Origin of the sequence: Gordonia heveisoli, from assembly GCF_030315745.1 — a bacterium.
Lineage (GTDB): Bacteria > Actinomycetota > Actinomycetes > Mycobacteriales > Mycobacteriaceae > Gordonia.
Genome location: NZ_JASXSH010000006.1, coordinates 55,602 through 78,400, shown reverse-complemented (window position 1 = coordinate 78,400; position 22,799 = coordinate 55,602). Strand labels below are relative to the sequence as shown.

The 22,799-nt window shown below is 67.3% G+C and carries 21 protein-coding genes; 13 read left to right on the top strand and 8 right to left on the bottom strand.

The genetic code is table 11. The annotated features are described in order from the left end of the window. Window positions 1-288 precede the first annotated feature (288 nt). The 5 genes from QSJ18_RS07195 (at window position 289) to QSJ18_RS07175 (ending at window position 6,294) form a co-directional block, all read left to right on the top strand. Window positions 289-1,281 carry an acyl-ACP desaturase gene (locus QSJ18_RS07195; protein ID WP_286325653.1) on the top strand — a complete coding sequence of 331 codons (993 nt, stop codon included), beginning with the start codon at window positions 289-291 and terminating at the stop codon, window positions 1,279-1,281. Window positions 1,282-1,349: 68 nt separating this feature from the next. Then, the gene (gene dusB, locus QSJ18_RS07190) at window positions 1,350-2,531 is read left to right on the top strand and encodes a tRNA dihydrouridine synthase DusB (RefSeq protein WP_286325652.1); all 1,182 of its coding nucleotides are present in this window, start codon (window positions 1,350-1,352) and stop codon (window positions 2,529-2,531) included. A 195-nt stretch (window positions 2,532-2,726) separates the two neighbouring features. Then, window positions 2,727-5,081 (top strand): LCP family protein, encoded by a 2,355-nt coding sequence (locus tag QSJ18_RS07185; RefSeq protein WP_286325651.1) that lies wholly within the window; start codon window positions 2,727-2,729, stop codon window positions 5,079-5,081. Window positions 5,082-5,196: 115 nt separating this feature from the next. Then, window positions 5,197-5,859: a phosphate signaling complex protein PhoU gene (gene phoU, locus QSJ18_RS07180; RefSeq protein WP_286325650.1), complete on the top strand. Its 663-nt coding sequence runs from the start codon at window positions 5,197-5,199 to the stop codon at window positions 5,857-5,859. Between the two features lie 165 nt (window positions 5,860-6,024). Then, entirely contained in the window at window positions 6,025-6,294 is a 270-nt protein-coding gene (locus tag QSJ18_RS07175) for a hypothetical protein (RefSeq protein ID WP_286325649.1), read from the top strand. A 9-nt stretch (window positions 6,295-6,303) separates the two neighbouring features. Here QSJ18_RS07175 and pstB read toward each other — a convergent pair whose 3' ends face one another. The 4 genes from pstB to pstS all read right to left on the bottom strand — a co-directional run bounded on the left by pstB (window position 6,304) and on the right by pstS (window position 10,261). Beyond that, complete coding sequence (pstB, locus tag QSJ18_RS07170; RefSeq protein WP_286325647.1) at window positions 6,304-7,080, bottom strand: phosphate ABC transporter ATP-binding protein PstB; 777 nt, start codon at window positions 7,078-7,080, stop codon at window positions 6,304-6,306. Between the two features lie 25 nt (window positions 7,081-7,105). Next, window positions 7,106-8,008: a phosphate ABC transporter permease PstA gene (gene pstA, locus QSJ18_RS07165; RefSeq protein ID WP_286325645.1), complete on the bottom strand. Its 903-nt coding sequence runs from the start codon at window positions 8,006-8,008 to the stop codon at window positions 7,106-7,108. Between the two features lies 1 nt (window position 8,009). Continuing rightward, window positions 8,010-9,038, bottom strand: a complete 1,029-nt coding sequence (gene pstC / locus QSJ18_RS07160; RefSeq protein ID WP_286325644.1) for a phosphate ABC transporter permease subunit PstC — start codon at window positions 9,036-9,038, stop codon at window positions 8,010-8,012. Window positions 9,039-9,184: 146 nt separating this feature from the next. Further along, window positions 9,185-10,261, bottom strand: coding sequence for a phosphate ABC transporter substrate-binding protein PstS (gene pstS, locus QSJ18_RS07155; protein ID WP_286325642.1), 1,077 nt, complete (start codon window positions 10,259-10,261; stop codon window positions 9,185-9,187). Window positions 10,262-10,456: 195 nt separating this feature from the next. On the opposite strand from pstS, the gene QSJ18_RS07150 reads away from it, so the two are divergent. Then, window positions 10,457-11,656: a 4-hydroxybenzoate 3-monooxygenase gene (locus QSJ18_RS07150; protein WP_286325641.1), complete on the top strand. Its 1,200-nt coding sequence runs from the start codon at window positions 10,457-10,459 to the stop codon at window positions 11,654-11,656. Here the strand turns inward: QSJ18_RS07150 and QSJ18_RS07145 are convergent. Continuing rightward, window positions 11,614-12,480, bottom strand: a complete 867-nt coding sequence (locus tag QSJ18_RS07145; RefSeq protein WP_286325640.1) for an arylamine N-acetyltransferase family protein — start codon at window positions 12,478-12,480, stop codon at window positions 11,614-11,616. The two genes, QSJ18_RS07150 and QSJ18_RS07145, sit on opposite strands and share 43 nt — an antisense overlap. A gap of 139 nt (window positions 12,481-12,619) precedes the next feature. On the opposite strand from QSJ18_RS07145, the gene QSJ18_RS07140 reads away from it, so the two are divergent. The 3 genes from QSJ18_RS07140 to QSJ18_RS07130 all read left to right on the top strand — a co-directional run bounded on the left by QSJ18_RS07140 (window position 12,620) and on the right by QSJ18_RS07130 (window position 15,829). Then, complete coding sequence (locus QSJ18_RS07140; RefSeq protein ID WP_286325639.1) at window positions 12,620-13,453, top strand: 2-amino-3,7-dideoxy-D-threo-hept-6-ulosonate synthase; 834 nt, start codon at window positions 12,620-12,622, stop codon at window positions 13,451-13,453. Between the two features lie 61 nt (window positions 13,454-13,514). Beyond that, complete coding sequence (locus tag QSJ18_RS07135; RefSeq protein ID WP_286325638.1) at window positions 13,515-14,678, top strand: 3-dehydroquinate synthase II family protein; 1,164 nt, start codon at window positions 13,515-13,517, stop codon at window positions 14,676-14,678. Then, the gene (locus QSJ18_RS07130) at window positions 14,675-15,829 is read left to right on the top strand and encodes an LLM class flavin-dependent oxidoreductase (protein WP_286325637.1); all 1,155 of its coding nucleotides are present in this window, start codon (window positions 14,675-14,677) and stop codon (window positions 15,827-15,829) included. The genes QSJ18_RS07135 and QSJ18_RS07130 overlap by 4 nt, the downstream gene beginning before the upstream one ends. A gap of 14 nt (window positions 15,830-15,843) precedes the next feature. On the opposite strand, the gene mshD is transcribed toward QSJ18_RS07130, so the two are convergent. Together mshD and QSJ18_RS07120 are read right to left on the bottom strand one after the other, a co-directional pair. Next, window positions 15,844-16,761 (bottom strand): mycothiol synthase, encoded by a 918-nt coding sequence (gene mshD / locus QSJ18_RS07125; RefSeq protein WP_286325636.1) that lies wholly within the window; start codon window positions 16,759-16,761, stop codon window positions 15,844-15,846. Continuing rightward, on the bottom strand, window positions 16,751-17,572 hold the full coding sequence (locus tag QSJ18_RS07120) for a winged helix-turn-helix transcriptional regulator (RefSeq protein WP_286325634.1): 822 nt from the start codon (window positions 17,570-17,572) through the stop codon (window positions 16,751-16,753). The genes mshD and QSJ18_RS07120 overlap by 11 nt, the downstream gene beginning before the upstream one ends. Before the next feature lie 268 nt (window positions 17,573-17,840). On the opposite strand from QSJ18_RS07120, the gene QSJ18_RS07115 reads away from it, so the two are divergent. From QSJ18_RS07115 to QSJ18_RS07100, 4 genes are all read left to right on the top strand, one after another. After that, window positions 17,841-18,671 (top strand): LmeA family phospholipid-binding protein, encoded by an 831-nt coding sequence (locus QSJ18_RS07115; protein ID WP_462476018.1) that lies wholly within the window; start codon window positions 17,841-17,843, stop codon window positions 18,669-18,671. A 392-nt stretch (window positions 18,672-19,063) separates the two neighbouring features. After that, entirely contained in the window at window positions 19,064-19,903 is an 840-nt protein-coding gene (locus QSJ18_RS07110) for a sulfurtransferase (protein WP_286325631.1), read from the top strand. A gap of 2 nt (window positions 19,904-19,905) precedes the next feature. After that, window positions 19,906-20,211 carry a DUF1416 domain-containing protein gene (locus QSJ18_RS07105; protein ID WP_286325630.1) on the top strand — a complete coding sequence of 102 codons (306 nt, stop codon included), beginning with the start codon at window positions 19,906-19,908 and terminating at the stop codon, window positions 20,209-20,211. Window positions 20,212-20,467: 256 nt separating this feature from the next. Continuing rightward, the gene (locus QSJ18_RS07100; protein ID WP_286325629.1) at window positions 20,468-21,136 is read left to right on the top strand and encodes a heme-binding beta-barrel domain-containing protein; all 669 of its coding nucleotides are present in this window, start codon (window positions 20,468-20,470) and stop codon (window positions 21,134-21,136) included. 24 nt (window positions 21,137-21,160) lie between these two features. Here QSJ18_RS07100 and QSJ18_RS07095 read toward each other — a convergent pair whose 3' ends face one another. Then, the gene (locus tag QSJ18_RS07095) at window positions 21,161-22,501 is read right to left on the bottom strand and encodes a hypothetical protein (protein ID WP_286325628.1); all 1,341 of its coding nucleotides are present in this window, start codon (window positions 22,499-22,501) and stop codon (window positions 21,161-21,163) included. Window positions 22,502-22,799: the final 298 nt, after the last annotated feature.

Genomic DNA, 22,799 nt, shown 5'->3' with positions numbered 1-22,799 from the left:
TCTCACACGCCACACCGCATCAACGCACCACCAAATAGGACGAAGAGGGCGTAACGTCGACCGCGGGGGTTACGACACCGTAGGCAGAGCGGGTGAGTCCGACGACGAACCCGGGACGTTCGGCGACTTGGGCAGGCAAGTCGGGTGACGTAGGCTGGCTGCTGTTTGGTCGAAGGTGCAGCAGGCAAACGCACCGCGCCGAGGCAGCCCGGGACCGTCGTCCCGCGAACGAGCCACGGGCCGTCAGGACATTTTCGACATACGCGAGCAACCCTTCGGAGGACATCAATGGCACGCGAGCTGACCCAACTCGAGCTCCTCAAAGAGCTGGAATCGGTCGCCGAGGACAACGTCAACCGGCACCTGAAGACCGCACGTGACTGGAACCCCCACGACTACGTCCCGTGGGACGAGGGCCAGAACTTCGCGGCCCTCGGCGGCGTGGACTACGACCCCGAGCAATCCAAGCTCGACGAGGTCGCCAAGGCCGCGATGATCACCAACCTGCTCACCGAGGACAACCTGCCCTCGTACCACCGGGTCATCGCAGACAACTTCTCCATGGATTCGGCCTGGGGCCACTGGGTCGGTCGCTGGACCGCCGAGGAGAACCGCCACGGCATCGTGATGCGCGACTACCTGGTCGTCACGCGCGGCGTCGACCCCGTCGCCCTCGAAGAGGCGCGCATGATCCACATGACCAACGGCTACGACCCGATGTTGGCCGCCGCCGGACGCGTCGACGAACTCGAAGATCACGCCGACGAGCTGGGCATCCTGCACTCGGTCGCCTACGTCACCTTCCAGGAGCTGGCCACCCGCGTCAGCCACCGCAACACCGGCAAGGCGTGCAACGACCCGATCGCCGACCGCATGCTGCAGCGCATCGCCGCCGACGAGAACCTGCACATGATCTTCTACCGCAACATCTGCGGCGCGGGTATGGACATCTCGCCCGATCAGACGCTGCGCGCGGTCACCGACATCGTCACCAACTTCCAGATGCCCGGCGCGGGCATGCCGAACTTCCGCCGCCACGGCGTCCTGATGGCCAAGCACGGCATCTACGACCTGCGCCAGCACCTCGAAGAGGTCGTCATGCCGGTCCTGCGCAAGTGGGACGTCTTCGGCCGCGACGACTTCACCGCGGAGGGCGAGAAGACCCGCGAGGAGCTCGCCACCTTCCTCGAGCAGTTGGAGAAGGACGCCACCCGCTTCGAGGAGATGCGCGATCGTTCGCTCGCCCGCGAGGCCAAGAAGCGAGAGCAGCAGGCGTCCTGAGTATCACGGCTTCTACCACCGCACCGGCGCCCGTCGAGGCTCGCCCCGCTCGCACCTCAGCGAGCAGCGTGAGTCCCGAGGGCGCCGGTTCGGCGTCTGTCGGGGCCCCGGCCCCGTTGCGGATCGGTTCGATCGAGCTGGCGAGTCCCGTCGTGCTCGCACCGATGGCCGGGGTCACCAACGTGGCCTTCCGCACCCTGTGCCGGGAACTGGAAGTCGCGCGGACCGGAACCGTTTCCGGGTTGTACGTCTGCGAGATGGTGACCGCGCGAGCGCTCGTCGAGCGGCACCCGGTCACCATGCACATGACCACGTTTGCGCCGGCGGAATCCCCGCGGTCGATGCAGCTCTACACCGTCGACCCGGAATACACCTATCAGGCCGCGAAGATGATCGTCGACGAGAACCTCGCCGACCACATCGACATGAACTTCGGCTGCCCGGTCCCCAAGGTGACCCGCAAGGGCGGCGGCTCGGCGATCCCCTACAAGCGCACGCTGTTCCGCAAGATCGTCGCGGCCGCGGTTGCAGCTACCGAGGGCACCGACATCCCGGTGACGGTCAAGTTCCGCATCGGCATCGACGACGAGCATCGCACCCACCTCGACGCCGGCCGGATCGCCGCCGAAGAGGGTGCGGCCGCCGTCGCATTGCACGCGCGCACAGCCTCGCAGCGCTATTCCGGTCAGGCCGATTGGGATGAGATCGCGCGGCTCAAAGAACACGTCACCGACGTACCGGTACTGGGCAACGGCGACATCTTCGAACCCGCGGACGCCGTCGCGATGATGCGACGGACCGGCTGCGACGGTGTGGTCATCGGCCGCGGCTGCCTCGGCCGGCCGTGGCTGTTCGCCGAACTCGCCGCCGAACTCAACGGGTTGCCCGCCCCGGCGGCGCCGAACCTCGGTGAGGTCGCCGAGATCATCGTGCGGCACTGCGAACTCCTCGTCGCCCATCACGGAGAGATGAAGGGCTGCCGCGAGATTCGCAAACATGTCGCCTGGTACCTGCGCGGCTTCCCGGCCGGTTCGGAGATCCGCAGCCGGATGTCGCTGGTGACCACCGTCGACGAATTGCGCGAACTGGTCGCCGAACTGCCCGCCGATGCACCATTCCCCCGCGACGGCCACGGGCCGCGCGGGCGTCAGGGTTCGCCGGCCAAGGTGGCGCTGCCCGACGGTTGGCTCGATGACCCGGATGAGGACGTCGTACCCGCGGGTGCCGAGATCATGCACTCTGGCGGCTAGCAATTCAACACTGGTGAATACCGGTCGCGACGGTTGTCACAACGCCTCCGGCTGAGACGGATTCTCAGGTGATGTCAGTACTATGTCCCGGAAGGTCCCGACCTGTCGGGTCCATCCGATGGTGCGTATCGCCGCGATCAGCCCCGGCCTGCGATACCGCGAGTTTCATGACCGGGGCGTGAGGGATCGCAGAAGTTGAGTCGACGCACATCGGGACCGGACGACGGTCCGGACGGCCCGGACTCGGGTGCGCAAGATCGGCGCTCCCGACGCGGCCGTCGTGCCGGCCGCGATCGTGACTCCAACGACTTCCGGGAGATGTTCGGCTCGGAGTCGGGACAGTCGGCCGCCGACGATCGCACTCCCCCGCCCACCGGCCAGCCAACGCCGGGCGCGCCCGCCACCCCATCGGCCGCCACACCCGACTCCCCGAAACCGACATCACCACGACCCGCCCAAAGTCCTGCCGCCCGCGGACCGAGAACACCGGATCCCAACGCCCGACGTGCACCCGGCGAGGGCAGCCTGCGTGAGCCCCGGGCCCAGGACCGGTACGTCCGCGGACGTACCCGGCTGACCGTCCGCGAGCTCATGGAGCAGATGAATGCGGAGGTCGGCGATGCGGGAGCGAGACAAGCTCCCCCGCCACCCCGGCCGACCGGCCGACCGACCCCCGACCGGGGAGTGCGCAATCGGCGCCAGCCCCCGCCCGACGATCGTCCGACGTCGGTATTCCGCTTCGACAACGACGCGACGCAGAAGATACCGACCATCTCCGGCGACGATGCCCCGCCGGTCGACCTGTCCGATCGCACCACTGCCCGGCGCGTCACCGAGGAATCCCGCGCCCAGGAATCGCATGCGCCGATCACCCCGCTGTCGGCGACCGCACCAGCGGAGGCGGCACCCGAGACCGACCTCGAAACCTCTGCCCCGCTGCAGCGCACCCCGGATCTGACGACCGCGCTCGCGCAGCGGTCGAGTCCGCAACGCCATCCCGAGAGTGCCGCCGACCGACGCCGCGGCATCGCCCGTGGCGCGAAGATCACCGGCCGCGTCCTGGTGGCCCTGGCCTGCGTGATGGCGCTGGTGGGCACCGGTTACGTGTGGGGCGCGATGAAGGTCTGGGACGGCAACTGGCGCAACGTCGACGCCGTCAACCCCGACGACGAGAACATCCGCAACAAGGACGCCCAGTACGGCGACGAGACCTACCTGATCGTCGGCACCGACAGCCGCAGCGGCCAGAACGGCAAAATCGGCGCCGGCGACGCGACGAGCGTCGAGGGCATCCGCTCCGACACGGTCCTACTGGTGAACGTGCCTGCCAACCGCAGCCGTGTGGTGGCCGTGTCCTTCCCGCGTGACCTGCAGGTCGATCGCCCGACGTGCCGATCGTGGGACAGCAACAATCGCAACTACGGCGACGAGCTGTCGGCCGAGAGCAGCGTCAAACTGAACAGCGTCTACGCCTTCGGCGGGCCGGAATGCCTGGTGCGGGTGCTGACCGCGATGAGCGGCCTCAACATCAACCACTTCATCTCGATGGACTTCAACGGCTTCGCACAGGTCGTGCGCGCCATCGGCGGTGTCGAGGTCTGCTCGACCGTCCCGCTCTACGACTATGAGCTCGGTCAGATCCTGGCCAAGGCGGGCAAGAAGAAGCTGAACGGCAAACGCGCTCTCAACTATGTGCGCGCCCGCAACATCGCCTCCGAGGGCAACGGCGACTACGGCCGGATCAAAAGACAGCAGCTGTTCATGTCGTCGCTTCTGCGATCGACCCTGTCCGGCAACATCCTGTCCAGCCCAGGCAGACTGAATTCGCTGGTCAACACGTTCATCGAGAACAGCATCGTGGACAACGTGAACACCCAGTCGCTGCTGGATCTGGCGAAGTCGATGCAGGGTATGGACGCGGGCCGGGTCACCTTCCTCACCGTCCCCACCTCCGGGACGAGTCAGGACGGCCAGAACAACGAGATCCCGCGCACCGAGGACATCGACGCGATCTTCAACGCGATCATCGACGACGAGCCGCTCCCCCAAGAACATCCGGCGAAGCGCAAGAAGAAGTCGTCGGCGAAACCGAGCGAATCACCGTCGACCCCGGCGGCACCGGCCGGGCCGCGTACGGTCACCGCGACCGCGCAGAACCCGTACAACGTCGAGATGCGGGTCCTCAACGGCACCAGCCAGAGTGGCCTGGCCACCCAGGTGTCGGAGTCCTTCATCGCCAACGGCTTCGAGGTCACCGGCGTGGCCGACGCCTCAGAACAGCGGTCCGACACCGTCGTGCGCTACGGCCCCGGTCAGGAGGATTCGGCGGCGACCGTCGCCAAGATGATCCCTGGGGCGAGCATCCAGCCCGATCACACGGTCCAGTCCGGTGTCGAGGTGATCATCGGCAGCAACTACGGCGGCGGGCTGGACTCGGCGCCCGAGGTCGGCGGCACCCTGTCGGTGACCGAGCTGCCCGCGTCGACGTCGCCGACCCGACTGCCGAACGACCTCGCCGTCACCAACGCCGGCGACACGACCTGTAGCTGAGCCACGTCCGGCCGGCCCACCGACGTGGCCTGGCCATAGCGGCGGACAGGCCACGTTCATGGCCCGTTCACCGTCAAGATGAGGCCCGGATCACTCGACGCAGTATCCTGGGTTCATGCGTACCGCGTATCAGGAGCAGCTGCACTCGCTCAACACGATTCTCGGCGAGATGTGTGAACTCGCCGGTGCCGCCATGGCACGTGCCACCCAGGCTCTGCTGCAGGCCGACCTCGCCATCGCCGAGGAGGTCATCGGCGACAACGACCGGATGAGCGAGATGACCGCACGGGCCGAGGAGCAGGCCTTCGCGCTACTGGCTCTGCAGGCACCGGTGGCCAGCGATCTCCGCGGAATCGTCAGCGGCTTCCAGATCGTCGCCGACGCCGACCGGATGGGCGCGTTGGCCCTGCATGTCGCCAAGGTCGCGCGTCGTCGGCATCCCGCCAAGGCCCTCCCCGAAGAGGTCAACGGCTACTTCGCCGAGATGGGCCGGTTGGCCGTCAAACTCGCCCACACCGCGCGCGAGGTGCTCGACACCCAGGATCCCAACGCCGCCCTGCGTCTGCAGGAGGACGACGATGCGATGGACGACCTGCACCGCCATCTGTTCACCGTGCTGATGGACCGCGAGTGGCAGCACGGCACCGCGGCCGCCGTCGATGTGACGCTGCTCGGCCGCTACTACGAGCGGTTCGCCGACCACGCCGTCCTCATCGGCCGCCGGGTGGTCTTCCAGGCGACAGGCAAGACCCCGGAGCAGTTCCAGCAGGTCTCCTGAGTCGGAGATCACGGCGCCCGACACGCTGTGTCGGGCGCCACCGGCTTCCAATAGCCTTGCCCGACAATGGTTTTCAGGTGGATTTAGCCGCGGCCTGAACGCATCGCCCAGCATTGGCGCATCACGATTTCACCACACAGTCATCAGCCGTTTAGGGTGGCGATTATGCGCCCGGATGACCAGTTCACCTCCCCGGAGACCGCGGTTGAACGCCATGGTCCCGGGCGCGCTCTCGATTCGTTGCGGCACCACAGAACCCCCAATCTCGGCACCTCGGCGTCCAACAATCCGGCGTCCAACAACCCAGCGACCGACTACAGAAAGTCCGGGGCCGATACGGACGCATACTTCCCGCATCGACCCCGGACTCTTGCCTATCTGGGCGCGACCGCCGCACTCAGCGCACTGCTGGTCGTCCTTCTGCTGACGCTCTGAGCGTGGCGATCAGCCGAAACGACCGGAGATGTAGTCCTCGGTCTCACGCTTGTTCGGGTTCGAGAACATCGTCTCGGTGTCGTTGATCTCGACCAGTTGTCCGGGCTGACCGACGGCTTCGAGATTGAAGAACGCCGTCTGGTCGCTGACACGGGCCGCCTGCTGCATGTTGTGAGTGACGATCACGATGGTGTACTCCTTCTTGAGCTCACCCATCAGGTCCTCGATCGCGAGTGTCGAGATCGGATCGAGCGCCGAACACGGCTCATCCATCAGCAGCACGTCCGGGGACACCGCGATCGCCCGCGCGATGCACAGACGCTGCTGCTGACCGCCGGACAGACCGCCACCGGGCTTGTCCAGGCGATCCTTGACCTCATCCCACAGGTTGGCGCCACGCAGGCTGCGTTCGGCGACCTCGTCGAGTTCAGCCTTGTTGCGCACGCCCTGCAGCTTGAGGCCGGCGACCACATTGTCGCGGATCGACATCGTCGGGAACGGGTTGGGACGCTGGAAGACCATGCCGATCGTCGAGCGCACGCTCACCGGATCGATGCCCTTGCCATAGATATCCTCACCGTCGAGGGCCACCCGGCCGGTCGCATAGGCACCCGGGGTGACCTCGTGCATCCGGTTCAGGGTTCGCAGCACGGTCGATTTGCCGCAGCCCGACGGCCCGATGAAAGCGGTGATGCAGCGCGGAGGGACTTCGAGGGTCACATCCTTCACAGCGTGGAAGTCGCCGTAATAGACGTTCAGGTCTTTGATGTCGAGGCGCTTGGCCATGGCAGATCCGTTTCTTGCGAAGAGGTCAGAAGGACTTGGGGGCGAACAGCCGGGAGATCAGCTTGGCGCCGAAATAGATGATCGCGACGAGGATGACCAAGGTCAGGGCCGCGCCCCACACCTTGTCGAAGGCGTCGGTGCCGTTGTTGTACTGGGTCCACATCATCAGCGGCAACGATTGCTGGTTGCCCTCGAAGGGATTCCAGTTCATCGCCCGGGTGGCTCCGACGAGGATCAGCACCGGGGCCGATTCACCCATCACGCGGGCGATGGCCAGCATCACGCCGGTCACGATGCCCGACAACGCGGTCGGCAGGACGATCCGCATGATCGTCTTCCACTTGGGCACACCCAGCGCGTAGGACGCCTCCCGCAGATCCTGCGGCACGATCTTGAGCATCTCCTCGGTGGCCCGGATGACCAGCGGGAGCATCAGCAACACCAACGCGATCGACACGACGAACCCGGACCGCGGCAGCCCCAGGGTGGTGCGCCAGACCGCGTAGACGAACAGCGCGGCGACGATCGAGGGCACACCGGAGAGAATGTCGACCATAAAGGTGGTCAGCTTGGGGAACCAGGAATCCCGGTTGGCGTACTCGACGAGGTAGATGGCCACGAAGATGCCGATCGGAACGGCCATCACCGCCGCGAGCGCGGTCTGGATCAGGGTGCCGACGATGGCGTTCGCGGCGCCGCCGTTGGCCCCGGGTTCAGGCTGGGTCCACCAGTTGATGTCGAGGATCGGGCCCAGTCCGCGTGCCACCAGGGTGACGATCAGCCAGACCAGTGGCACGAACGCGATCAGCAGCGAGGCGATGACCAGGACGCGCACCGTCTTGTCGGTGACGCGACGACGACGGGAGAGGGGGATGAACCCGGACGGGACACGCTTGACGGGTTCGATGGTTGCGGCGTCGAGCGGCATGTCATGCCTTCTTTCCGGCGACCGAGCGGGCCGCCGCGTTCACGATGAAGGTCAGTACGAAGAGGGTGAGACCCGCGGCGATGTAGGCGCCCGTAGTGGCCGGCGAATCGAATTCGGCGGCGTCGCTGGCGATCTTGGTCGCGAAGGTCTGCCCGCTCTCCATCAGGTTGAAGTCGATCGGACCGACCTGGGACATGATCAACAGCAGGGCCATCGTCTCACCGAGCGCGCGGCCGAGGCCGAGCATCGCGCCGCTGATGTAGCCGGACATACCGAAGGGCAGCACGGCCAGCCGGACCACCTCGAATTTGGTGGCCCCCAGCGCCAATGCCGCCTCACGATGGCCGACGGGGGTCTGGGTGAAGACCTCACGGGTCACCGCGGTGATGATCGGCAGGATCATCACCGCCAGCACGATGCCCGCGGTCAGCATGGTGCCGCCGGTGGACATGTTGATGCGGTTCGTCGGTTCCTGGAAGAACGGCAGGAAGCCGAGATTGTCGACCAGCCAGCGATTGACCGGCACCATCGCCGGGCCGAGCACCAGGATGCCCCAGAGTCCGTAGACGATCGACGGGATCGCGGCGAGCAGGTCGACGGTGTAACCGACGGGTCCGACCAGACGTTTCGGCGCGTACTCGGTGATGAACACCGAGATGCCGAGTGCGACGGGCATCGCGATCAGCAGTGCGATCGCCGACACCAGGACCGTCGTGTAGAAGAATTGTGGGATACCGAAGGCCAGTTCACCCTGCGTCCGCCAGGTGCCGGTGTAGGTGAAGAAGTTCTCGGTGTTGTCCATGAGCGACGGGATCGCCTGTGCCAGCAGGAATGCTGCGATCAGCGCGATCACGACGGTCACGGCGAAGCCGGACCCGACCGCCAGCGAACGGAAGATCTGGTCGGCCAAGCGGTGGTGTCCGCCACTCGTCAGGTTGCTGGTGGACGGTTCGGTGGGTGATGATCCCGACGCCGACGGGCCGGTACCCGTGGGCACGTGGCCGGTATCGTCGCGGCTGGTCGAGGTCATACGCCCCTCAATTGATTCGGCTCTGGTCACCGGGGCTTTCCTGCCATCTGGTGGACACATCAGTGTCGTCGGTCAGTGTCTCAACCACGAACGCGGAACCGCAAACGCTGCGGCTCCGCGCTCGTGACATCTACGGGTGGTCCCGATCAGGCGTTGCCGCCGCCGTTGCCGGTCAGCGCGTCGATGGTCCCCTGCAGGGTGCTCTTGTACCCGGCGGGCAGCGGCACGTAGCCGAGTTCGGCGAGGCCGGCCTGTCCGTCGTTGAGGATCTTGGTGAAGGCATCCTTCAGCGCGGCGCTGGTGTCACTGTTCTCATAGCCTGCCGAGCAGACGATCGAGTACGGGGTCAGCACCAGCGGGTAGGCGCCCGGAGCCTTCGAGGCGAACAGGGCGTCGCTGTCGACGACGAGGTCCTTGCTGCCGGGGGTCTTGAAGGTGATCGCGTCGAGCGCCTTACCGGCCGATTCGGCGGTCAGGGCGACCGGGCCGGAGCCGAAGTTGAGCTTCGCCACGCCCAGCTTGTACTGCGTCGCGAAGCCCCACTCGACGTAGGTGACAGTGCCCTTGGCCTGCTGCACGGCCTGGGCGACGCCCGTCGACTTGGCCGCACCCGAACCCTGTCCGAGGAAGGTCTTGCCCGCACCGAGGGTCCACGCCGCCGGCGCGGACTTGCTCAGGAACTTCTGGAAGTTGTCGGTGGTACCTGAGCTGTCGCTGCGGTGCACCGGCTCGATCGCGAGTGCCGGAAGGTCGACGCCCGGGTTCAGCGCGACGATCTTCGGGTCATTCCACGTGGTGATCTTCTTGGTGAAGATGTCGGCGACCACGGTGGGGGTCAGGGTCAGGTTGTCGATGCCCGGCAGGTTGTAGGCGATGGCGACCGGACCGACGACGAGAGGCAGGTGCCATGCGTCGTTACCCGCACAGCGGGTCTTGGCCTTGGCCGCCTCTTCGGGCTTCAGCGGCGAATCGGAGCCGGCGAAGTCGACGTCGGCGTTGAGGAACTTCTTGATGCCGTCGCCGGAACCGCTGCCGGTGTAGTCGAGGGTGACGTCGCCGCCTTCGGCCAGCAGGTCACTGAAGTGCTGCATCGCCTTCTGCTGCGCGGTGGAGCCCTCGCCGGTGATGTTCTTGGTCTCGTCGCTGCTGCACGCCGAGGTGGCCAGGGCGACGGCGGCAATGGTGGAGATCGCCGCGATGGTGGGGGTCCGCTTGAGTTTCACCTGAGGGAGTGCCTTTCGTATCGGGTGTCGCATGTCGGGTTTGCGACCACGCCCGGTCTGTCGGATCTGAAACTAGGTGGCACGGATGGACTGGTCCCCTACGCGTGGTGAACGAGAGGTGAATTGGATGCGCCCGACCGGGGCCGATCGTCGGCAATTAGGATAGGCAAAGCTCATACAGTTGGGAGTGCCTCCGTGGACACGGTCACCACACGTCATCAGGTCGTCATCCTCGGGGCCGGACCGGCCGGACTGACCCTGGCCCGCATGCTCAGTCTGCAGAACGTCGACGCGATCGTGGTCGAGACAAGGACTGAGGACTACGTACGCGAACGTGTCCGGGCCGGGGTCATCGAACAGTCGACGGTCGACGTACTCACCGAACTCGGCGTCGCCGACCGTCTGCATCGTGAGGCGCTGCGCCACGATGGCTTCTACCTCCGCCTGGACGAACAGACCCACCACCTCGACTTCCACGCGCTGACCGGCCGCAACGCCTTCGTCTACGGCCAGGCCGAGATCGTCGCCGACCTCATCGACGCGCGGCGCGGCGACGGCGCACCGATGGTCTTCGGCGCCTCCGATGTCGCGGTCACCGGGGTGGATTCGGCCACCCCGGTGGTCGAATACACCCAAGCGGGGCGCCGGCATCGGGTCCAGGCCGACTTCATCGCGGGCTGCGACGGATCGCACGGCATCACCCCGACCCTGATGCCCGCCGACACCCAGGTGATGACGCGGACGCATCCGTTCGCCTGGCTCGGCATCCTGGCCCGCACCGCCCCGACCACCGCGGAGGGGATGTACTGCGCGCATCCGGACGGATTGTCGGTCCACAGCATGCGCGGCACCCAGATCACCCGCCAGTACCTGCAGGTACCGGCCGACACGACCCTCGACGACTGGCCCGACGAGCGCATCTGGTCCGAACTGCGACGTCGCAGCCGGTCGAGCGACCATCCGGAGCTGGAGACCGGCGAGATCTTCGACCGCAGCCTTGCGCCGCTGCGCAGCGTGGTGACGACGCCGATGCAGTTCGGCTCGCTGTTTCTGCTCGGCGACGCGGCACATATCGTCCCCCCGACCGGCGCCAAGGGCCTCAACCTGGCGATCTCCGATGCCTGCGTGCTCTCCCACGCATTGGGCCACTATTACGGCCATCGCGACCGGACCCATCTGGAGTCCTACGGCGAGACGGCACTTCCCCGCATCTGGCAGGCACAGCTGTTCTCCTGGACGTTGACCACGACCCTTCACCGCTTCGACGACAATCCCTACAGCTGGGAGCTGCGGCGAGCCCGGATGCGCCGGTGGATCGACTCCGAGGCCGAGCAGCGCGCACTCGGCGAGGTCTACCTCGGACTGCCGTTCCCGACACCGTGGCGTCCGGAGTGATCGGCGACGATCACCCCGGCCACCCGGCTGTCGCCGGGCGGCAGGTCCCCGAGGTCGACGCCGAGGTCGGCGTCGAGCACCGCCCTCGCCGACGCGGCGTCGAGCAGGCTCTCGGTTCGGTCGTCGGAGTCGCTGGCGTCGGAGTCGGCGAGGGCGGGACCAGCCGCCGCGGGCGCCCGAAGGATGCGATAGCGGTCGGGGTGATCGGATCCGGCGAGCGTCGTGCGCCGGCCGTCGCGCACCAGGGTGGCGATCAGCGATCCGGTGAAGCGGGCCTGCGGCGAGGTGCTGTGCCACCAGGCCATCGCCTCGAAGTCGGCGAGTTGACGAACTGTCGACTCGAGCCGGTAGCAACCCTGCCCGGCCTGAATGTCGAGCATCGCGTTGTCATCGAGATTGATTGTCCGACAGACCATCTCACCACCGAATCCGACGTCGACGAGCAACCGTCCACCCGCGTCGTCCACCAGCACGGCCATATGCCCGAGCGGCGGGCCGGGTCGGCCCCCGACGATCACCCGGGCGCCGATGGCCGCGGCGTCGAAGCCGAGGGCGCGCAGCGCGAGCAGCAGCAGGCCGTTGAGCTGGTAGCAGATCCCGCCACGACGTCGACCGAGGAGATCGGCGACGATCTGCGACGGTGCGACGGTGACCGGGATGCCGCGATGGATGTCGAGGTTCTCGAACGGTATCGCCGCATATTGCGCACGGGCGATGCGCTCGATCACGTGTGCCCGGTCGGCGTGTCCGGCCACCGGCGTCTGCGCCGAGATCTCGGTCGCGAGTCCGATCCGTGTCAGGTAGTCCTCGATCGGGAAAGTCATCTCACTCCATCGCCGAGCCGGTCCGGTCGCCAGCCCATTAGAAGGATAGGCTAACCTGATTAGCGATCACCCACTTGCCTGCTCCGAAAGCGCGAGAGCCATCTCGTCACGTAAGAGCGCAACAAGTCTCGGAGCGCATATGTTACCTGGCGAAACCGCATGCGGACGTGGCCTGTCGGGCAAAGAACTCCGCCTGGGACGGTTGTTCTCATCCCCGTCCGGACGCGCCCTCATCGTGCCCATCGACCATTCGGTGACCCTCGGCCCCCTTGGTCGCCACGATCACGCCGACCGCACCGCCGCGACCCTCGCGACCGCAGGCGCGGACGCCATCGTCGTACACAAGGGTCGCGCACGCACCATCGCCGCGCATCGCTTCGGGCGACTCGGCCTGGTCGTCCACCTGTCGGCGGGAACCAGCATGGCACTCGACGACACCAGCAAGGTCCTGGTCAGTTCGGTGGAGGAAGCACTGTGCCTGGGCGCCGACGCGGTCAGCGTGCACGTGAACGTCGGGTCGCCATCCGAACCGCAGCAATTGGCCGACCTCGGGGCGACCGCGCACGCGTGCGACCGCCTCGGCATGCCGCTGCTCGCCATGATGTACGCGCGCGGCCCCGCGATCGCCGAATCCCGATCCGTCCGGACGCTGGCCCACCTCGCCGCGATCGCCACCGACCTCGGTGCCGACGTGGTCAAGGTCGACTACAGCGGCGACCCGGCCGCGATGGCCGAGGTGGTCGGCTCGTGTCCGTTGCCGGTGCTGGCCGCCGGTGGCCCGACCGCGCCCGACGACGACGCCGCGATCGCCTTCGGTATCGAGGTCAGCCGGTCGGGAGTCGCAGGCCTCAGTTTCGGCAGGCAGATCTTCGGCGCCCACGAACCCGAACGAGTCGCCCGCGCCCTCGCCGATCACCTACACGGGCTGACCACTCCGCCGCGAAACGACACTCCCGCACTCGAATTCGCCTGAACCTGGCTGCCGTACCAGCACCCATACCGCTTCACCAGTCAACACCGAGGATGACATCGCCATGAGCACCAACCAGATCGTTACCGACGACATCGACCCGATCGTCGGGGCACCCGAGAGCACCGACGCCGTCGAACGTGGCAGCCACTTCGCCTGGATCGATACCCGGGGCGTCGCAGGCGAGCAGGTCGCCGCCGTGGTCGCCGCCGCCATTCATCACCGCATCGACGGCATCGTCTCCGACGATCTGAGCCTCCTCGGCGATCTACCCCCGACCGTCCGCCAGATCTACGCCGGCCCCGCCGAACTCCTCGACGGTCAGGTGGACCTCGCCCTGCGCGACCACGGTCTGGCACCCGACGCGGATCTGCGCACCACCGAAACAGGTGTGCACGTCGTCGTCTCCGACGCCGACACCCTACGAGACGCCTGCGTCGCCGTACGCGAGGTTGCGTGGACGGTCCTCACCTTCACCGACCCCACCAAGATCCCCCTCGAGATCGTCATCGCCGCCGCGGAGAACTCCGGCGGACGCACGGTGACCGTCGTCAACGACATCGAGGACGCCGAAATCGTCAAACTGGTCCTCGAGCACGGCTCCGACGGCCTGCTCCTGACCCCCCGCAACGCCGACGACGTGACCACCCTGGCGGAGGTCATCAAACCGACTGCCAGCAGCCTCGAACTCACCGAACTGACCGTCACCAAAGTCGAGCACATCGGCATGGGCGAACGCGCCTGCATCGACACCTGCTCGCTGCTGGAGAAGGACGAAGGCTGCCTGATCGGCTCATTCTCGACGGGAATGTTCCTGTCCTGCAGCGAGACCCATCCGCTGCCGTATATGCCGACCCGGCCGTTCCGCTGGAACGCCGGCGCCGTGCACTCCTATGTGCTGACCCCGGGCAACCGCACCCGCTATGTCAGTGAACTCGCGGCAGGCCAGCCCATCCTGGCCATCCGCAGCACCGGCGAGGTACGCGAGGTCCGCATCGGCCGGGTGAAGATCGAACGGCGCCCGCTGATCTCGGTCACCGCCGCCGCGCCCGACGGTCGTACCGTCAACGTGATCGCGCAGGACGACTGGCATGTGCGACTGCTCGGCCCCGGCGGTTCGGTCAACAACGTCACCGAACTCAAGCCCGGCGACCTGCTGCTCGGCCACGTCCCCAGCGAATCCCGCCACGTCGGCCTGCCCATCACCGAGTTCTGCGACGAACGGTGACCGGCCGCGACCCCGGAACCGGCCCCGAGGTCCTGTGGTACATCAACCCCGCCGACGGCGAGGTCCCCTGGGAACCCGACCATCGCTTCGAACCCACCTTCGCCGCGCTCCGACACCAGGCTCGCACCCTGGACGAGTTGGGCTTCTACGGTGCGTTGACCACTGCGCGCGAGGCGATCTCGCTGGTCGCCGATACCGAGAGCCTCCGGTTTCTGGTCCCGGAGTATCCCGGCGTCAAGCCGCCCGTGCTGATGGCCGAGGAAGCCCAGGTATTCGACCAGTATTCCGGTGGCCGACTCATCTACAACCAGGTCAACGGCGCCGACGCGGTACTGCATCGGTACGGACAGTTCTCCTCGAAGGCACAGCGCTACCGGCTGTCGGCCGAATACTGGTCGGCCGTCAAACGGCTCTACGCCGACGACCCCGAACCTTACGACGGCGAATTCTTCAGTTACGGACCGCGTTACAAACCCGCCATCCCCGGGCCGCGGCAACCCGGCGGCATCCAGGTGTGGGGCACCGGGGCATCCCCGGAAGGCATCGCCCACGCCGCAGACGTCCTCGACGTCTATCTGTCGTTCATGTCCGGCCCGGCCACGCTGGCCGCCCTGTTCGACCGGGTTCGGTCGGCGGCCGCCGACCGCGGACGCGAACTACGCTTCGGCGTGCTGGCCAGCGTGATCGTCCGTGACACCGACGACGAGGCGTGGAACCGCTTCGAATGGCAACTCGCCCACACCCGCCCGGAAACCGTGCTGGCGACCGCCGACCGCAATCTGCGCAGCTTCGGATATCCGGGGCTGGCCGAGATCAGCAGCGAGGACCCGCTCGTCCAGGGACGTATCGACGCCCTGCGCGCCGGCCGGATTCCGGGCCGGGAACTCCTCGAGTTCGCCCCGAATATGGCTGCGGGACTGACCACCTGGACCTCCGCCGAACCGCCGTTCGACCTGGCGGGCAAAGGTACTGGCACCTATTTCGTGGGCAGCGCCGACAATGTTGCCGCGGCGATGAATCAGGTTGCCGAACAGGCCGGGATCGACATCTGGATCCTGTCCGGATGGCCGCTGGCCGCTGAGGCCCGTCGGGTCGCGGATCTGCTGCTGCCGCGGCTGACGCACCGGCGGGCGGCGACACCGACACCCTGAGCCGAGCGGCGACCCTAGGCGCGCCCGTATGCGACGTCGACCGCGTAGCGGGTGAACCCGAGACGCTCATAGGTGTGCAGCGCGGCGGTATTGTCGCCCTCCACATAGAGATTGACCTCCCGCCGGCCCGAGTCGGCGAGATGATGCAAGCCGGCGAGCGTCAGCAGTCGGCCGAGGCCACGCCCCTGCGCGGCCGGATCGACACCGACGATGTAGACCTCACCGAGGTCCTCATCGTGTGTCTTGGTCCAGTGGAAGCCCAGCAAACGATCGGGGTCGGCGGCGTCGAAGGCCAGGAACAACCCGGCCGGGTCGAACCAGGGGGCCGCCACCCGCTCGGCGATCTGGGCCGGTGACCATCCGCCCTGCTCGGGATGCCAGTCGAAGGCGGCATTGTTCACCCGCAGGATCTCCGCGTCGTCGGCGTCACCGGCGTAGGTGCGCACCACCATCGACGGATCGACCACGAGTTCGGGCAGTTCGGGTGCCCCGTTCCCGAGTCCGCGGCGCAGTTGTAGCAGCTCACGTAACCGCATCAATCCGAGGGAGGAGGCCAGCGCCACCGCGCCCGGCAGATCCCCGTGCGCCCATATCCGAGGCTCCGGACCACCGGGCGCCGACAGCTCGGCTGCGGTGACGAAAGCCGCTGTCACCAACGCTTTTCCGTGACCCAGGCGGCGGGACGCCGGGTCGACGACGGCCTCGATCATCGTCGCCTCGCCGTCGCGGCCGGGCACGATGTTGGCGTATCCCGCCGCGGAGACGACATGCGTCACCGCCGGAGCGAGGCTGTCGACAGCGGCCACGGCCTGCTCCGACAGCGGTGAAACACCATCGGCGACAGTCGCATCCGCGATGATGCGGCGGACCCGCGCGACGTCGGCGGACTCCAGCCGGTCGGCGACGATCGGTCCGGCGGTATCAGTTCCCATTGCTGGCGGTGAACTCCTGGTCGAAGGAATCCGGCCCGTCGACATCGTCGAAATCGTCACCGGCGGAAAGACCGTCGGCAGCAGCTTCGGCACCGGGGCCGGCCGGCGTCTCGCCGCCGGCGTTCGCCCCGGCCCCGCGACCACGACTGGGCCGGACCGCCTTGTAGCCGACGTTTCGGACCGTACCGATCAGCGACTCGTGTTCGCTGCCGAGTTTCGCGCGCAGACGTCGCACGTGGACGTCGACCGTGCGGGTACCGCCGAAGAAGTCATATCCCCACACCTCCTGGAGCAGTTGTGCGCGGGTGAAGACACGTCCGGCGTTCTGCGCCAGATACTTCAGCAGCTCGAACTCCTTGTAGGTGAGGTCCAGCGGACGGCCACGCAGCCGGGCGGTGTACGTGCCCTCATCGATCACCAGTTCCCCGAGGGTGACCTTGCCGGAAGCCTCCTCGGCGCTCACCCCGCGGGTCCGCACCAGCAGCAGCCGGAGTCGGGCGTCGAGTTCGGCAGGGCCGGTAGCCGGCAGCAGGAATTCGTCGATACCCCAGTCGGCGTTGACCGCCACCAGACCGCCCTCGGTCAGCACCGCCGCGACCGGTACCGCCGAACCGGTACTACCCAAGAGACGACAAAGGCCGCGCGCGGCGGCCAGGTCTGTGCGTGCATCGACGATCGCTACGTCGGAGTTACCCGCTTCCATGAGCGAGGACACCTCCGTCGGCGCGACCCGCACGGTATGCGGGAGCAGCGACAGCGACGGCAGCACTGCTTCCGGGTTCGGATCGGCTGTCAACAGAAGAAGATCCATCAGCCACTCCGATCTATCCATGGTTCCCAGGCCGGTTCCTCGATGGAACCGGCAGCGGTCGATCGTCGCCGTGCGAGACTCCTCGACGAGTGACCACCCCCGCCACCCGTCGGCCCACCGTATTTGTTTACGGTGCCTTACCGACGTGTGCGCGATAGGTGACAGAATAGCGCCATTGGCGAGTTTCGCTGTTAACAAGGCAGGTGCATCCGTGAGCGAACCGGACCAGCCGGTCAGCTCTCGACGGTCATTGCGAGTGCGCCGGACCATGGTCGTGACCGCGATCGGCGCGGTGGTGGCGCTGCTCGTCGCCACCCTCGTCGACTTCGCGGTCGCCGCCCGCAGCGAGTTCCAGATGTCGCGTGCGATCGCCGCCTCCCCCCGGGTCACCATCGACCCCGAGGTGACGCTGCAGGGTTTTCCGTTCCTCACCCACGCTGCCCAGGGCGAGTTCACCGGCGCGATCATCGCCGCCCGCGACGTTCCACTGCCCGGATGTGCCGGACTCGGTGGCTGCCGCGGCGAACTCGGGGCGACGCTGGGCGCCCTGCGAGTGCAGAGCAGCCGGTTCGCCCCGGACGACGTCGTGGACACCGACTCGGTGTCGGCGTACACCAAACTCGACGCGGTCACCGTGGCCCGCTACCTACGAATCACCGACCTCACCGTCTCCACCCCCGCGCCCGACGGCAAGGCCGGTGGCGGCGGACCACAGGACGGCGCTCCCAGCCGCTCGTCGGGGGTGGTATTCACCGGCACCGTCGCCCTCCCGCCGTCCGCGGGAGATGATCCGCAGCATCCGCCCTCGGCATCGGCCTTCGATGGCCCGAAAGCGCGGGTGAGCGTGTCGGTCGACCTACTGGTCGTCGATGGACGCCTGGTGATACGGGCCACCGACTTCTACACCGGCCCCGAACGCCACGCCGACGACGACGTCCCCCCGGAGATGCGGTCGGCGGTGCTGGCCCGCTTCTCGCTCGAACTGCCAACGATCCCGCTGCCCTGGGGACTGGCGCCACAGCGCGCCGAGAGCCTGGGCGGCGACCTGCTGCTGCGGGCCGATACCGGCCGCTCCCACTTGCGCCTCGACGAGTTCTGAACCCCGAACAGCACGGACGCCCGGATACGCCCCCACGGGTTCGAAGCACACTCCGTCGCTGTTGTACCCTCGTGGCATGCAACAGCGCCGTGAGTTGATGCTCACCCGCCGCCGGGCGATCGACTTCTGTCGAGTCGCCAACTGTTGCTGTCGCATGCACCGCTGACGGTGACGCTCCGACCCCCGCGGTCCGCGTGATCCGTCGATGACGGCCGGTGCTCTCATTGGCGTCGACGTGCCCTTCCGGTCCCGTCACGGCCGCTCATCTCGCCATCCCCAGGGACATCGTCTCCCGGCATGTCCCACCGCTTCACACCCCGGTTCGGCAATCCGCCGCAACCTTCGAAACCCCGCACACAAGAACCCGCAGAAATGCATGGGAGGGAATCACCATGGCACGTTCGGACGTCCTGGTCAGCACCGATTGGGCTGAGCAGAATCTGAAGACCGACAACGTCGTATTCGTCGAGGTCGACGAGGACACCTCGGCCTACGACGGCGGCCACATCGAGGGCGCCATCAAGCTCGACTGGCGCAAGGATCTGCAGGATCCGGTCCGCCGCGACTTCGTCGACGCCGAGCAGTTCTCGGCACTGCTCTCCGAGCGCGGCATCGCCAACGACAACCAGGTCATCCTGTACGGCGGCAACAACAACTGGTTCGCGGCCTACGCCTACTGGTACTTCAAGCTGTACGGCCACAACGACGTCAAGCTCCTCGACGGCGGCCGCAAGAAGTGGGAACTCGACGGACGCCCGCTGTCCACCGAGACCGTGACCCGCCCGGCCACCGACTACAAGGCAGGCGAGCCGGACGTCTCGATCCGCGCCTTCCGCGACGAGGTCGTCGACGCCATCGGCAACAAGAACCTGGTCGACGTGCGTAGCCCCGACGAGTTCAGCGGCAAGATCCTGGCCCCGGCCCACCTGCCGCAGGAACAGAGCCAGGTTGCCGGCCACATCCCCGGCGCGATCAACGTGCCGTGGAGCAAGGCTGCCAACGAGGACGGCACCTTCCGCAGCGACGAGGAACTCGCCGCGCTGTACGCCGAGGCCGGCCTCGACGGCGAGAAGGAGACCATCGCCTACTGCCGCATCGGTGAGCGTTCCAGCCACACCTGGTTCGTGCTGCAGGAACTCCTCGGCCACCAGAATGTCAAGAACTACGACGGCAGCTGGACCGAATACGGTTCGCTGGTCGGCGTCCCGGTTGAGCTCGGAGAAGGAAAGTAACTATGTGTGCTGCACCCAAACAGGGTCAGAAACTGCCCGCAGGTGTTGACGTCGAGAAGGAAACCGTCCTGACCGGACAGGTCACCGACGGTGCGGGCAACCCCGTTGGCGGCGCCTTCGTGCGTCTGCTGGATTCGACCGGTGAGTTCACCGCCGAGGTCGTCGCCAGCCCCACCGGCGACTTCCGGTTCTTCGCCGCCCCCGGCACCTGGACGCTGCGTGCGCTCAGCGCCGTGGGCAACGGTGAGACCACCGTCAGCCCCGAGGGCCCGGGCGTGCACGAGCACGACATCGCCGTCAGCAAGTGATGCGCTAGTCGCACCCATGCCTATGAAGGGGTCCGGTCGCCGCGAGGTGATCGGGCCCCTTCGTCGCATTTCCGGCGTCCGTGATCGGGCACGCTGTGATTCAGACGGCAATCCCACCCGCGATGCGTACCGCGCAACGATGCGGCGGTAAGATCATCCCCGTGGTCCTCTTCTTCGAAATTCTGCTGGGCGCTGCGTCCGTCCTGATCCTGTGGTTCGCGATCTACACCCTGTACCGCCTGGTCAACGACGAGTCGTGAGCACCGACCCCGGCGCTGACGCCGGCGGCGTGACACCCGGACGGCACCGGTCCGGCGACGAGGCGATCGGCCAGGCCGAGGCGCGCGCCGTCGAATCCGGCAGCCGGGAACGTAATCTCCCCACCTGGGACGATCTTCCGCTGGCCGCCGACACCGCCAACCTGCGACTGGGTGCCGACCTGCACCCGGGCCTCCTCGGACTGCTGCCCATGGTCGGCGTGTGGCGCGGTGAGGGCGAGGCGAACGACCCCGAGACCGGGGAGGATTACCTCTTCTCCCAGCAGATCGTCGTCGGACACGACGGTCAGAACTTCCTCACCTGGGAGGCACGGTCCTGGGTGATCGACGCCGACGCCAACTTCGTGCGCCCCGACCTGCGTGAGTCCGGTTTCTGGCGGATCAGCGAGGACGACAGCATCGAACTGCTCGTCGCACATGCCGAGGGGTCGATCGAACTCTTCTACGGCACCCCGCTGAACCAGACCGCCTGGGAGCTCGCCACCGACGTCGTCATCAAGACCGAATCGGGTAAACGCACCGGCGGCGCGAAGCGGCTGTACGGTCTCGTCGAGGACGGCGACCTCGCCTACGTCGAGGAACGCGTCGACTCCGACGGCGATCTCATCCCGCGTCTGTCGGCGAAACTTCGTCGCCACGTCGGCTGACCGACCGCGCTCGGCGACGACCGATCAGCTGCCGCCACGGCGTGCGCGTCGGCGATCCGACCACGCCAGGTACAGATTCCGTTTCGGCACCGCCGTATAGACCACCGAGCCGAGCATGACCACGATCGACCCGTAGCGGGTGGCGAGGCCGGGACGGCCCGGCCACCCCGGATGGATGGTCCCCGACGCCGACATATACGGCGGACGGCCCGGTGAACCACCGGTCCGCGGACCGAGAATCGAGAACACCTGGCCGGTGGCCGCAGTCGCATCGAGGGCGAAGGTGGCCTTGGTCCCCGGCGGCAGCTCGGTCAGATTCCCGCCGTCCTCGTGCCCACCACGTTGCTCGTCGCGCGCCGGGCTACGACTGACCGCCACCCAGCTGTCACCGCTGTTGCGCACGGTCAGCGTCGACGCGCCGGTCCGGTACTGGAACGACACCCCGGCGTCGTCGGCGTCGAGATGATCCGAACGGGTGTAGCCGCCGGTGTAGTCGGCACTCCACGGGGTCAGATATCGCTGGTCGAGGAATTCCCGGCGGTTCGGGATCGGCAGCGTCGTGGGCATCGCCCGACCGCCCCGCATCCAGAGTGCACCGAAGATGACCGGCCGCCCGGCCGCCCGCGGCCGCTGAACGTAGCAGAGCAGGTCCACCGGCGGCAACGGCGCCGACTCCCCCGGCCCGATCACCACCAGATCGAGGGGGCCGTCGACACCGAGCGTGAGCACCCCCACCGACTCGTCGCCGCGGTTGTGCACGGTCGCGGTTCCGTCGGCGACGGTGTGATAGATCCCGGCCGCATGTGGATCGGCGAAGTCGAGGTCGGGTATCTGCTCGTCGTCGGCGCACCCGAAGTCAGGATCGCCCGGCTTCCAGAAGTCGTCGTCGGGGTCGATACCGGCCATGTCGACCGACCCGGCGGTGGGCGCGTCCACGGTGAAGTGCACGTCGTCGTCGACGCGGATCTCCCCCACCAGCACCGGCCGTCCGCCGACGCGCGGAGTCTGCAGGATGTGATAGCTCGCCTCCGGAACCGTCACCGCGGCACCCGCCGCGATGAAACTGAACTCGCTGCCGCGGGTGTCGGGCATCCGGGGTACGGAGAGGACACCGAGATCGGCGTCGCCACGATTGAGCAGGGTGAGACGTCCCGTACCGGACCCCGAGTAGGTGAGGCCGTGTACGTTGCCACGGATCCACCGCGACGCACCGTCGTCGGTCCACTCCCGATCCCCCGGCAACAGGAACTGTTCATAACCGCAGCCCGATCGGATGGCCGGCTGACCCGAGTGGTGTGGCCGGCCGATGCGCGACACCCCGCGAGCGCGTCGTGGGTGCAGTGGCTGCGCAGCTGTGGTGCTCATCGTCATCTCCCGCGTCTGCTCGGTCCTCGTGTCCGTTCGGCACCGTCTGGGTCGCTGGATGTCCTCAGCGTTGTGCGAACTGATTCGATTTCACGCCGGTTCGCGCGGTGATTCACGAGTAGTGCACTACGCGACCTGGGTGACCCGTAGACGACGACGGCCCCCGCACCACCCGAAATCGGGCTGCACCGACCGGACGGGGTCGGGGTGCGGGGGCCGGGTGACCACCAGGGATTCGCGTGACGCCGGGCGCCGGGGCGAAACCCACGGTTGTCAGCGTCAGCGGATGGTCACCTCA